The organism is Urbifossiella limnaea, from assembly GCF_007747215.1.
GTDB classification, from domain to species: Bacteria; Planctomycetota; Planctomycetia; order Gemmatales; family Gemmataceae; genus Urbifossiella; species Urbifossiella limnaea.
This window is the reverse complement of sequence record NZ_CP036273.1, coordinates 1,468,505-1,482,249: the sequence shown is the minus strand read 5'-3', so window position 1 is coordinate 1,482,249 and position 13,745 is coordinate 1,468,505. Positions and strand designations below refer to the sequence as shown.

The following is a 13,745-nucleotide window of genomic DNA, read 5'->3' as shown; positions in this document are numbered from 1 at the left end:
AGCCCGCCGGTGCAACCCCAAGTGCTTTTGGGGCCGCACCGGCGGGCTGACGCCGCGCCACTCGTCGGCTGAAAACTACGCGAGCTTGAACCCCGACGTGCCGGCGGTGGCGAAGTCGTACACCTCGCGGGCCGTCGACTTCATCGGCCCCTTCTCGCCGGCCCAGCACAGCAGGTTCTTCATCACGTCGAGCTTGGCGTCGTCGGGGACGACCACCTGGATTTCCTTGAGCACCGCGTCGTAAATCTTGCCGTTGGCGGTGTACGTGTGCTTCTGCGACGCCGCGTACGGCACCAGCGACACCGCCACCGGGGCGTCCTTCACCGGGAACGTCCGGTGGTACATCGTAATCTTCATGGCTCTCCCGCCCACGGGCGGGCGACGGCAGTGTCGCCCGACGGGTCGCTCCGCCATTGTACGCACAACCCCCCCGCCGGACGACGCCGAACCGCCCCGCGGCCCGCCGCGACTGTCACCGCTTTGTCACAACTTCTATCAGCACCCGTTAACGAACCCCGCGTTACAGTGTCTTTCAGGTAGCCGCCGCGTGCTGCCCGGAGGAGTATCTCATGCGTTCCGTACTCGCCTTCGTTTGCCCCCCCGCCGCCGTCCTCGTCGCCGGCGCCCGCTCCGAGCTCGTCGCCAACCTCGCCCTCACCTGCCTGTTCTTCCTGCCCGGCGTCGTCCACGCCCTCGGCGTCGTGGACCGCACCACAACGGCCCGGCAGTACAGCTCGGTGATGCGTGCGATGGAGCAAGCTGGCGTCTGAGCCTTGCCGCAACCACCCGCCCCGCCGCACCTTCCGCATTGTTACCCGCCCCGCCATCGATCAATCACTAATTCGTGTCTTTGACTCAATGCGTGCCTCGACCCCCCCGGGGGGAGCCGTGCACACAATGCGCCCGATGCGAATGTCGTCCCGATTCTCCCTCCCGCGGCCGGCCGCGGCGTGCGACAATCGCGGCTCCCTTTCCCCGGAGCCGACCATGATCCGCCCGTTCGCCGCGGCCGCCGCCGCCGCCCTCGCAGTCGCCGTCGTCCCGCAGGTGCCTGCCGCCCAGCCCGCCGACGGCTGGGTGTCTCTGTTCAACTGCAAGGACCTGACCGGCTGGGGCTACAAGGCCGGCGACAAGTTCGAGTCGTTCGACGGCAAGACCGCGGCCTCCGACGGCCGGTATACGGCGAAGGACGGCGTTCTGACGGTGAACCCCGGCAAGGGCCTGAAGCAGCTGTGGACGAAGCAGGCGTTCGGCACCGACTTCGAGCTCAGGGTCGAGTTCCGCGCCGCGGTGAACGCGGACAGCGGGCTGTTCGTGCGCGGGCCGCAACTCCAGGTGCGCGACTACCCCGTGGCGGGGCCGTACAAGAGCCTGACGAAGTACAAGGCCCAGGACTGGAACGAAGTCGTCGTGGTGGTGAAGGGCCCGAGCGCGCACTGCACCTGCAACGGCGAGGTGCTGGAGGCGGCGCTGAAGCTGCCGCCGACCGGGCCGATCGGGCTGGAGGCCGACCGCGGGCAGATGGACTACCGCAACATCCGCATCAAGCCGGCCGCGGGGAAGTGACGCCCGCGGCTGCTAGCAGCGGGTGCCGACTCGTTGCAGCGAAATGACGAACGCCCGGGGTACTCCCGGGCGTTCGCGTTCACACCGTTCGCGTCCGGGTTACCCCACAAACACCCCGCCGGTGTAGCCCGGGAGCAGGTCGATGCTCTGGAGCAGGCCGAACCCGTCGCCGCTGTACGCCTCCGCCCGCGACCCGCCGCCCTCGCCGGCACCGATCAGGAGGTCGGTGAGCCGGTCGTTGTTCAGGTTCTTGGCCGCCACCCGGACGCCGCCGCGGTTGTTAATGTCACCCAGGAAGCCGTTGAACAGCGGCGCGGACAGCGCCGCCTCCGGGCCGCGCTGGAGCATCGTCACCGAGTCGAGGATGAGCACCCGCGGGCCGCCGCCGGGGCCGGCCCCGCCGATCAGGTCGGCGAACCCGTCCCCGTTCACGTCGCCGACGGCCACGTACGCCCCGTTCCGCAGCGCCTCTTCGAACAGGAAGAAGTCGCCGATCACGTTCAGCCGCGTGCCCTGGGCCAGAGCCGCCCCGTCGTAGATCGAGATGCGCGGCCCGCCGCCGAACCCGGCGCTCACCACCAGCTCGGCGAACCCGTCGCCGTTGACGTCGCCCATCGCCGCGCGGGCGCCGCCGCGGAAGTTCGCGTCGTCGATGCCGAAGAAGTTCGCCACCTGGGTGAACGTCTTGCCCGCGATGATCGTCACCCGCGGGCCGCCGCCCTGGTCCGGGGTGATGACAATGTCGGCGATGCCGTCGCCGGTCAGGTCACCGGTGCTGACGAACACGCCGCCCTTGAAGTCGGCGAACGGCCTCAGCGTCAGGATCGTGCGGTTCGTCGCCCCGTCGATCACCTGCACGGTCGCGGTGATCGTGGGGCCGGAGCCGACCACGTAGTCCGCGATCCCGTCGCCGGTCACGTCGGCGACCGACACGCGGATGCCGCCGGTGAACCCGGGGCTGCCGGCGTCCACCTCCGAGGCGTACCCGGGCGGGAACGGTAGCAGCGTGGTCAGCAGGGACCCGTTGGCCTGGTACACCTGGACGAACGGGGTGCCGTCCACCCCGGTGGCCGCGGCGAACACCCCGGTCAGTTGGTCGGTGGGGGTCGGCGGCAGTGGGGCGGGCCCCACCACCAGGTTGAACGGCTGCGACACCGCCCCGAACTGGGCCGCCAGCGAGTACGTCCCGGAGGTCGGGATCGTCAACTGGAACGACGCGACCCCGTTCACGAGGGCCGGCGGGTTCGGGGAGACGACCGACCCGGCCGGGATTCCGGTCAGGGTGACCGGCCCGTTCGCGTTGGTCGCCGCGTTCCCGTTGGCGTCGAACGCCTGGAGGGTCACCGTGGCCGGGAGGCCGGCGGTCGCCGGGGACGGACTGACGCTGACCATCAGTGAGGCCACTGCGCCGGGGACGACGTTGATGGTCGCCTGCCCCGGGGTGGTGGTCACGCCCGCGTCCGCGGTCACCACCAACTGGCCGGTCTGCGTGGGAAACACCGTGAACGTGGCGGACGACGGCACCTGTGGGTCGACGACCACCGCGCCCGGGCTGCCCGGCCCCACATTCCCCTGGTACAGGATCGAGACGGCCCCGGCGAAGGTGGTGGCGTTGCCGAACTGGTCTTCGAACCCGATCGTCAGTGCCACCCCGGTACCGGCCGCCGCGTTGGGCGTCACCGCGGGGGAGAGGGTGACCTGGCTGGCCGTGCCTGCGATAACGGCGACCGAGAACGAGGTCTGACCGGCCGTCACATTGGTCCCAGACGAGACGGTGAACGAGTACGGCCCGGCCGTTGTCGCGGACACGGTGAAGCTCGCCACCCCGTTGACTACGTTCACCGTGTTCCCAGACACGGGGCTTCCGTTCTGGGTCAGCGTGACCGGGCCTGGGCCGACCCAGGTAACGGTCAGGGTGCCGTTCAGCCCGGTGATCACGCCACCGGTGGACGGGTCGCGGACCTCGACGCTCACGCTCCCCGCGGTCCCGGCCACGACCTGCTGGGAGATCGGTGAGACGTACAGTGTTTGGTTCACCCCCGCCGGGGCGTTCAGGGTGAGGACGGTGACGAACTGGTCGACGAACGCCTCCCCGCTGGTCGCGTCCGCGTCCTGGTTCATCGGCACCCCGTCGAGCCCGGTGATGGTGGGTACCCCGCTGGACGGGGAGTTGTACCCGACCGTGAACCGGAACAGGGTGTTCGGGATACTGACGTTCTGGAACGTCACCGTGTACCGGTCAGGCACCCCCGGGACCGGGGCGACCGACTGGATCGGGATGGCGCTCCCGGTCGGGGCCCCCAGCGCGTCGACCGGCAGCAACTGGTAGTTGTTCACATCCAGGGCGGTGGTCTCGAGGACCGGCCCGTTGAACTGCACCACGAGCTGGTTGGAGGTCGGCCCGTTGGGGGTCGGGTTAATGATGAAGGACACGGCCGGGCCGCCGACGTCGGCGAGCCGGGTCGGGACGTCGTTGTTCAGCCGGATGGCCCAGCTGCCGCGGCCGTAGGTGGACGCCAGAAGCAGGTTCAGCCCGCCGCTCTCGTACCGCCCGTTGACCGGGTTCAGGTTTCCGATCGACAGGTCGAGGTCGGTCACCTCGACCATCGGCAGGTTCCCGCCCTCGGCAACCGCCCCGTCCTGGGAGATCTCCGGGTACAGACGCCAGGTCGTTCCGTTGTCCTCCGACTTGAACACCCCGCCGACCCCGCCGACGTACAGCTGCGGGGGGGCCTGCGGGTCGACCGTCGGGTCGGCATACCGCCAGTCGACCGCCAGGGTGTTGAGAACCCGGGTCAAGCCTAGCGGGCCGTTCGGGTCCGGCAGGATGAACGCCTGGTCGGTCGAGTTGCCGAAGACCGCCCGGGTGAGACCGAACAGGTTCCCGGTGATGTCCGTCCACGCCCCGGGCACGGTGACGTCCTGCTTGTAGTACACCCCCTCGTTGGTGACGACGTACACCTCCCGGCTGCCCGGGGCCGGGTTCGGGACGATCCGCCGGATCGGGCTGCCGTCCAGCGCCGCGGTGGTCGTCCAGTTCGAGCCGCCGTCGAGGCTGAAGTAGACCACCCCGCCGGCCTGCCCGGTCCCGGCCGACCCGATGTAGATGAAGGTGTTCGCCTGGGCCGGGTTGTTCGGGTCGTCGGCCCCGAACGCCAGCGCCCCCGGCCCGGTCGCGTCGAGGACCGACCCGCCGGTGTTGATGCCGTTGACGACGATGGTGCTGAAGTTCCAGCTGGCCCCGCCGTCGGTCGACCGGAACACCCGGCCGTCGGTCGACATGATCACCAGCCCCTGCGGGTTGACCGGGTTGATCGCGAACGGCACCCCATACCCGAACGGGACGTTCCCGGCGGCCGACCCCGGGAGCCACTGCCCGCCGTTGATGCCGACCGTCCCGGCCGGCGGGAAGTCGCCAGCCTGGATCAGGCCGAAGGTGGACGGGCTGCCGCCGCCGAACGCCGGCTCCCCGGTGGTGGCCACCAGCTGCGGGTTGAACAGTCGGAGGAACTCCTGAGGGAGCCCGCGGAGCGGGTTGCTCCGGGAGTACAGGTCGAGCCCGAAGTTGAGCGGGGACCGGTACTGGATCGACAGGCCCGACCCGGTCGGATCGACCTCCACCCACGCCCCGTCCCCGGCCGGACCCCGCCAGTTGGTGTTCCCGTTCTCCAGGATCCGCGGGTCGGACACCAGGAACCCGTTGTCCTGGGCCATGGCGTAGAACAGGGCCCCGGCCACGTCGGCGGCCAGCTGGCTCGGCTGGACTGCCCCGCTCACCACCTGGGTGAGCTGGAGGTTGCCGTTACGGGTGCCGGCCACCTGCCGGTCGAACCCGAGGCGGTACGTCAGCAGGCCGTCGCCCCGGTCCACCCCGGTGAACACGCCCTGGTCCCCGGCGTAGATGAGCCGGGTCTGCCCGCTCACCGGGTCCACGAACGGGAAGATGGCGTGGATGTTCGACAGGCCGTTCCGCTCGGTCAGGGTGGTTCCCGGGTCCCGGACGGTGCCGACGGCGAGGATCTCGGTGAACGGCCGCCACCTGGCGTCGGTCCCGTTGTTCACCAGGGCGTTGATCTGCGACACCAGCAGGGTCGAGCTGGTCGTGAACGGGTTGTTCGGGTCCCGGCGGACGTTCAAGTAGTCGCTATCGAGCGGGGTCCCGCTGGGGTCGTTGCCGGGCACGATCTTGCCGGAGTCCAGCCCGGTGGTGACGATCCCGCCGTTGGCGGCGCTCTGGAAATTGCTGTTCCCGAACGTCCCGCCGTTGGGGTCCGAGTTGTTGTTGTTGATGAGGGCCTGGGTGTCCTTGATCCCGGTCAGGTCGATCCGGATCGTCCCGCCCACGATCGACCCGTCGCCGACGAAGTTCGGCAGGGCCTTCGTCCCGTTCGGCAGGAGCCGCCCGCCCGTCCCGATCCCGACCCCGCCCAGGTACAGGACGTTCGGGTTCTGCGGGTCCACCGCCAGGCTCACGTCGTAGAAGCCATTGGAGGACTGGGTGAAGTTCGGCGCCGGCTCGCTGTTGTAGGGGCTGGCGAACAGGTCGTAGTCCAGCTGGTTCTCGTTGTTCGTCCCGAACACCCCGCGGATCGGCATCACCACCCGGGTCCAGTTCAGCCCGGCGTCCTTGGTCACGTACAGCCCGCCGAGGCTCCCGTTCGGGGTGACCACCAGGGCGTACGTCCAGTCCCGGTAGTTGAAGTTCTGGAACGTCGACCCGGTCAGGGCCGGGGTCGCGATGACGACCCGGCCGATGTTCGTCGGGGCGGGGTTGTTCTGGACGGTGACCGGAGTCCCGCCCGTCCCGCCGGTCACGTTCCGGAGGTCCGGCAGTTGGCCGGCGCCGTTACCGGCCATCAGGGTCAGCGACCCTGCCGTGGGGGCGGAGTTCGTGGTGTACACCCCAGCCGCCACGTCCCCAGGGTTACCCGGGCCGAACGCGGCGTACAGCCGCTGCAGGTTGCCGACCGCCGGGGCGGTCACCGAGCCGGTGACCACCCCGCTGCCGGAGGCGAGCGCCACGTCGGTCGCCTGGCCCTGCTGGATCCGGGTCCAGGTGAGGCCGCCGTCGAGGCTCCGCCACACCCCGGCCTGTTGCGCGTTCCCCTGTACGGCCATGTACACGATCACCCCGCCTGTCGGCGACAGGGTGGGATCGACCACCAGCTTGAACCCGCTGGCCCCAGCGAACAGGTGGTTCCGGTTCGAGTCGCTGAAATTGCCGACCGACCCGGGCGGGAGGGTCAGGTCGCTGGACCGGTTGTTGGTGCTGTCCAGCAGCACCCAGGTCCGGCCGCCGTCGGTGGACCGCAGGAGCCCGACCCCGGCCGCCGCCCGGCCCCGGTCGGTCGCCTCGGTGATGTCCGACAGGTTCCGGCTGTTACCGTCCCCGGTGAGGGCGAAGACGATCGTCTGGTTCGGGTCGCCGTTCCGGGGGAACAGGGCCATGGACTGGATGTTGACCCCCGAGGTCACACCGAAGTCGGTCAGCGGCACCCACTGGGGGCCGTCGATGTCGCTGGTCAGGAAGTTGGTGGTCTTCCACACCCCGCCGCTGGCCCCGCCCACGTACACCGTGTTTCCGCTCGGGTCGGACGGGTCGGCCACGACCGCGTTGGCCCGGCCGGCGTTCGCCCCCTCGTTGGCCGACGCCGGCCCGACCGGGGTCCAGGCGTCCCGGGTCAGGTCGTTGGTGGGGTCGGTCGTCAGCACCCGGAACCCGGCCTGGAACCGGTCCGCCGTCTGCTCCCCGAGCCCGCTCGCCGGGACCGCCCGTGGCAGGACCAGCGACCAGTTGGTGATCTGCCCGGCCTGGGCGGTGCTGAAGTTCGTCACCCGCAGCCGCCACGTCCCCAGGGCTCCGGTCGGGGTTGTCGGGTCGGCCAGCACGCCGAGTGGGTTCTGCGGGGTGAAGCCGCTCCCGGTGGTCGGGGTGAACGGGGCCGCCGCGAGCAACACCGACGGGAGGCCGATCCGGTCGGTCAGCAGGGTGTTGGTGAAGTTCGCCCCGGCCCCACCGCCCTGCGCGACCCGGTCCGCCCCGCTGAACAACAGGACCGACGGGACCGGGCTGCCGGTCGGCGGCATGAGCTCGACGCGCAGCTGAGTCACATCCGGGAAGGAGATGTTCATCCCCAGCCGGATCTGGTTCAGCAGGTTCTGCTGGATGGTGAAGTCGTCACTGATCACCAGCGGGAGCTCGGACACCGACGGGCCGGCCGCCGTCGCGGCGGAAATCGGCACCGCCGGAGCCTGCCCCTGGGTCTGGTAGGACACCGGCTGAAGCGACCCGCCGGCTACCGTCCGCCCGGTCAGCAGGTCGAGCCCGGCGTTCAGGTTGTTGTCCACCGCCCACACCCGGCCGGGGCTCGAGGCCACTCGGACGCCCGCGGTGAAGTCGACGACGTACTGCCCGGGCTGCAGGAGGCCGGCGAACGTCAGTTGATACGTGCTCCCGCCGATCGGGGTGACCCCGATGACCGCCGGGATCGTCGCGGTCGGCCCGTACACCCGGACGACGTTAGCGGGGCCGGTCAGCGCCCCGGCCGACAGGGTGACGGTCAGCGTGGTCGTGGCGGCCGCCAGCTCGGTGACCAGCTGCGGCCGGTCGGCGGCCCGGATTGGGGCGGTGTCCGGGTTCGCCGCGGTCGGGAGGTTCCCGAACTCGATCATGTACGGCCCGGACACGCGGACCCCGGTCCCGGCCACCGCCGCCCCGCGGAGGGCCGCCGGCGTGAGCTCGATGGTGTACGTGTCCTGGTCCAGCGGGTTGGGGAACGTCAGGGTGTAGCTGGTCAGCGAGTTCGCCTGGAGGGTGACGCCGCTCAGGCTCATCGCCCCGTCCGGCCGGGACACGCGGAAGATCGACCCGATGGTCAGCGGCTGGCCGCTCAGCGGTGGCTGGTCGAGGGTGAACGACAGCTGCTGGGTCTGGGTGGTGACGGTCCGGGTTACCCGGTTCGGGGTCGGGGTGATGTTGACCGTGTACTGGCCGGCCGGGTAAGCAGCGCTCGCGTACGCCCCGGCGGTGGCGGCCGGGACCGTCAGCGTGTACACGTGCTGCGGGCTGGTCGCGGTCCGGGTCAGGGTGGCCCCGGTCAGATCCACCTTCCCCTTCGGCCCGGTCACCAGCAGGTCGGCCAGGGCGAGCGGCCCGACCGACGGGGCGGACGACAGGGTGAGGGTGACGGTCAGGGCGGCCACCGGGGCCGCCTGGGCGAACACCAGCTGCGGCTGGTCGAACGTCACCCGGAACAGCCGGGCCGCCACCGTCCCGGCCGGGAGCGCGCTGCGGTCCTCGGCCACCGGGGTGACCGACACCACGGCCAGCGGGACCGCCCCGGTCGGGCCGGTCATCCGGAGCACGTTCCCGGGGCGGAACGAGGCCGGGTCGATGTCCCGGTCGAACCGCACGTACACGTCGTTCACCGTCCCGTTGAGGACGGTGTTGTCGGCCACGTACACCGAGTTGCCGAGGAGGACGCTGTACTGGCCGGCGGCGGCGAAGGCGTTCGTCAGGGTGATGGTGAACGTCCGGGTGCCGAAGTTCACGACGTTGGTCGGGGTGATGGTCGCCCCGGTCAGGGGCACCGACCCGGTCGGCCCGAGGACGGTCAGCCCGGCGACGGTGAGGGTGTCCGGGTCGATCTCCCGGTCCAGGGTCACCGTCAGCTGGCTGGCGCTGTCCCGGGTCACGGTGACGGCGGTCGCGAACTGCCCGCCCGGGTACACGTCGGTGACGTGCGCCCCGGGCTGGATGAGCGGCCGGGTGGTCGAGTCGTACGGCCCGGCGAACGGGACGTCGTTGACCGTCCCGGGGGCGGTGTACGTGTCGTTCTCGGCCCCGAGGTTGTTCCCGGCCCCGGCCGGCCCCCGCTCGCGCTGGGTGCCGTCGGCGTCCTGGTCCATCCAGTTCCCCAGCCGGACGACCTGGGCCACCTCCCCGGCGGCGTCCACGAAGTCGAGCTGGAAGTGCACCAGCATCGGAACGGTCGCGGACACCGGCCCGCTTTGGGTGTCGGTCAGACGCAGGGTCCACTGCCCGGTCAGCGGGGTGCCGGTGGCGACCGCGGTGAGCGGCAGGGTAAACACCCCGTTGCTCAGGATCCCGAAGAGTGGGTCCACGATTGGATTGAGAGCGATCACCTGCCCGGTCGGGGTGATTAGCTCGCCCAGCAGATCGGTCGGCCGGGGGTGGTCAAAACCAAGCGTCAGCCGGACCCGGTCGGTCGTGGGGCTTCCGGCCAGCTGGGGGACGACGATCTGCGAGACGGCCGGGCTGTTGATCGTGTCCGGGATGGTGAGCGGGGTGTCGGCGGCGGCGAACGACGCCCCGACCTGGGAGCGGACTCGCTCGGTCAGGGTCGGCTTGACCGCGTAGCTGTACGTGCCGACGGCCGACTGCGGGGTCTGGAACTGGACGAAGTAGGCGGTCGCGAAGAACGACCCGTCGGCCAGCGTGTACCCGCCGATCGGCACGATCCGGGCGATCGGGATGAGCGCGCCCTGGGTGGTCGGGATGCCGCCGAACGGGCTCCGGTACCGGACCTCGATGTCGGTCGGGTCGAACGCCTCGGGATCCGCGACACCCAAACCGGTGAAGTAGACCGGCCGGTCGAATACCACCCGGAACCCGTCGATCAGCCGGGTCCCGTCCGCGCCGAAGCGGTCGTTGTACTGGGTCCGGGGGGCGTTAGTGCCCAGCTCAGGGATGGTGTACGGCGCCGCGGAGAGCGGGGGGGTGGTGCTGTTATTCTCGTCGCGGACGCGGATGGCGCCGACCTGGAGTTGCCCGCCGGAGGCGGTGAGATCGACGCTGATCCCGCTGACCGCGCCCATGTCGCTGTCGACCACCCGCGGGCCGGCCGCACTCAGCACCTTGGCGGTGAAGATGCCCGACTCGCCCAACGCGTTGGTGTTCCGGTTCCCGGACCAGAACGGCTGGATGACCCCGCCGTAGGCGAGCAGCGACTGCCGGATGCCCACCCCGCCGTACTGGAACAGCCCGGTCCCGTAGACCGGTTGCCCGTTGACGTTGGTCGGCACCTGCTCCAGCACCACGGTCCGCCCGGTCACGGCGTCGATCGCCGTCTTCTCCTCGTTCACCGACTGGTTGAGGCTGAACGTCTCGCCGCCGTCGATGCTGGTGGCGATGTAGGTCTGCACCCGGCTGTTGCTGGCGTCGTTCCGGGCGTCGAACCACATCACCACGACCATCCCGTTGGTCGGGTCGACGGTCACCGTCGGCTGGTACTGGGTCCGCACCCCCTCGGTGAAGCTGTCGCTCGCCCGGTCGTCGTTCACCTGGACCGGGGCGGTCCAGCTGGCCCCGTTGTCGTCGGACGAGGTGAGGAAGATGTTGGTGTTCGTCCCGCCGCCGCCGGTGAACACGGCGTATAGCCGGCCGCCGAACCGGCTGTAACTCCCGAAGCTGCTGTCGTACGCGACCGACAGCCCCGACCCGACCCCGAACACGCCGGCCGCGGACCCGGCCGCGGTGCCCGCCGGCCCGGCGTTGGTCGGGTAAACCTGGTCGCCCGCCACGTCATTGATCCCGGCCTTCGGCGGAACGAGTGTGGCGATGTCCGCGATGCCGCCGATCCGGGCGAAGGTGTCTGCCCCGTACCGCCCGTCGTACCCCTTGCTGTCCGATGCGAGGTTGCGGTTGTCGGCGGCCGACACGAAGTCGAGCGACCAGTACCGGAGCATCTGGATCGGGGCGTCCGGGATGGTGACGTTGCCGAAGGTGGCGGTGAGCCCGTCGGACCGGGCGTCGGTGATCTCCAGCGTCCACGTGCCGGACAACGCGGCGGCGTTCAGGCCGTACAGGGTGCTCAGGGTGCCGCCCTGGGGACGGTAACTCCCGCCGTACCCGCTGCCGTTGTTGACCGGGTCGTGAATCTGACGGGCCGCCTCCTGGCTGAAGTCGGTGCCGGTCACGCCCCCAAGTCGCGCCGTCCCGTTCTGCTGGGAGGCCGAACCCTGCACGCCCCGGAATACGCCCATGTCGACGCCGGTCATCCCCCGCGGGACCCCGGTGCCGAAGATGTTGGTCCCGCCGGACGTGTTGATCCGATTGTCCACCAACGTGATGGCCGTGCCGTCGGGAGCCCGCAGCACGATTTGCAGGTGGGCCAGGTTCGGACTCGAGATGCCGAGCCCGACGTCCAGGTCGTCCAGACTGGTAAACGTCCCTGCGAACTGAGTCAGATCGACAGTCAACTGGTAGCTGGTTGTGACCGCGATGTCGGGACCGGACGCAGGCCGGATCGCGTCGCGGATGAGAGGGGTGCCGTCGTAGAAGTTGGGAGTAACGCCGACCGGGGGGGAGGAGAATGAAGTCGCGGTCGGGTTGTTCGTGCTCCGGAACTCGTAGGCGGCAGACGCCAGCGACCCGTCCAGGTCCACGGTGCTGGTGATGAACCGGTTTCCGACGGTGCTCCAGACGATCGACATCTGCCCGGGGGTCGTGACGATCTGCTGGGAACCCGGGGTGGTCGGGTCGGTGTCGTACCCGGAAACGACCCGGGGTGGGGTGAACACGATCTGCGGGGCGATGCCACCGGTGTTGTCCTGGGCCTGGGTGTTGCCAGCCCCCAGGAAGTGCCCGCCGGCGGGCACCGACGCGCCACCGTCGCCCAGGAAGATCGCGTCGTTCACCGGCAGCGGGGTCGTGAACTGGAACGGCTCCAACCCTGCGGCCGCCGCAAGTGGGTCGTCCCGGCCGATGGCCAGCATCACGGCGTTCGGGGTGTAACCGAGGTTCTGAGAACCCCCGTCCTGCACGGTCGGGGTGCTGGACACCATGTTCCACGCCACGAACACGGTCTCGGTGTTAATCGCGCCGTTGGTGGGGTCGTTCGTGAACGGGTTGGTCGACGTCAGGCCGGTGACCGGGTCGGTGACGGTGGGCAGGTTGGTGTCGACGGCCAGGTAGATGTTGGCCGGGCGGTTGACCGTGCCTCCGTTGTCCTGCCAGCGGTACAGGACCGCGGCTTGGTTGTCGCTCCCGTTCGACCGGAGGTTGTACGTCTGGGGGTTGGTCCCGGTGCTGACGGCGGTCTCGAGGTCGTCCTGGGTCGTGGCCTGGGCCGCCCGGTCCACGGTGAACCGTTCGACCACCAACGACCCACTGGTTTTGAGGGCGTTGTGCTCGAGGTACGAGACGTAGATCTTGCCCGACCGGGTGAACGCAATGGTCGGGGAGGAGACGTTGGTGTACCAGTTGTTGGACTGGTCCAGGGGGAGGTCCGGGTCGCGGAGCTTGCCGCCGGACGTGGTGTTGTTCCGGAACGGATCCGTGGTGTTCCGGAACTCGGTCCAGGTCGTCCCGCCGTCGAAACTAATCTGGGCCTGGATCCCGGTCGGCTCGGCGGCGATCAGCGCCAGGGTGTTCGGGTTGGTCGGGTCGGCGACCACCTGCGGGGCGTACGCCCCGTCCCCGTCGGTCACGGACACGACCGGGACGGTCGGGTAGGTGGTGAACGACACCGGCGGCGTGGTAGCCGGAACCACCCGCTCCTCGTACTGCTCCACCCGCAACTTGGCCGTCGGCCGGGGCGCCGACACGCGGCTGCCGCGGGCGACCCACTTGCGGAGGAGTTGGGCGAGCGACTTCTTGGACTTATTCGACATGGTGCGCGTCCTGTACCTGGGCCAGCTGTGGCGAACCGCGTCCGAGGCGGCCCGGGGTGTAAACGGCCGGCGGGCGGCCCGGGGGCCGCCGCTCATACTTCTCGACGGGGCGGAACCCCGCAAAGTTTTCCCGTGGTTGGGCCGGAACCGGCCAGACCCCCCACGCGCGGGTCGGGTTGCACCTCCGGCGCAACCCGACCCGCCCGACACGCCTGAGGCGCAACCCGTCCGTGGGGGTACGTGTCGGGAACACTACCCGCGCCGCCCCGCCGTGCAACGCCCGCCTGTACGGAACCGCCGCGTTCCCGCCCCTCCGCGTGGACGTGGCGCCGGTCCTTCGGGTCATTCCCGGTCCGGACCCTGTGGCTGTACGACGGGTTGTGACGCCAGCGATTTTCGTCCCGAGTGGTTTTCACCGACTTCTGCTCAACCGCCGGCCTGCACGGGTGGTCCGTCTGTCGTTGAACTGCCGCCCCGGGCCGCGGGATTCCGGTACGGCGGGCTTTTTGCTTCCAACCCGTCCCGCCGGCGCCTACGATCAGCCG

The 13,745-nt window shown here is 70.1% G+C and carries 4 protein-coding genes; 2 read left to right on the top strand and 2 right to left on the bottom strand.

What is annotated here, in order from left to right:
* Positions 1-75 precede the first annotated feature (75 nt).
* Positions 76-357: a hypothetical protein gene (locus ETAA1_RS05925; RefSeq protein ID WP_145235197.1), complete on the bottom strand. Its 282-nt coding sequence runs from the start codon at positions 355-357 to the stop codon at positions 76-78.
* A 212-nt stretch (positions 358-569) separates the two neighbouring features.
* On the opposite strand from ETAA1_RS05925, the gene ETAA1_RS05920 reads away from it, so the two are divergent.
* Complete coding sequence (locus ETAA1_RS05920; protein WP_145235196.1) at positions 570-770, top strand: YqaE/Pmp3 family membrane protein; 201 nt, start codon at positions 570-572, stop codon at positions 768-770.
* Between the two features lie 217 nt (positions 771-987).
* Positions 988-1,566 (top strand): 3-keto-disaccharide hydrolase, encoded by a 579-nt coding sequence (locus ETAA1_RS05915; protein ID WP_145235194.1) that lies wholly within the window; start codon positions 988-990, stop codon positions 1,564-1,566.
* Between the two features lie 99 nt (positions 1,567-1,665).
* Here the strand turns inward: ETAA1_RS05915 and ETAA1_RS05910 are convergent, their stop codons facing one another.
* Positions 1,666-13,200: an FG-GAP-like repeat-containing protein gene (locus ETAA1_RS05910; RefSeq protein WP_145235192.1), complete on the bottom strand. Its 11,535-nt coding sequence runs from the start codon at positions 13,198-13,200 to the stop codon at positions 1,666-1,668.
* Between the last annotated feature and the right edge of the window lie 545 nt (positions 13,201-13,745).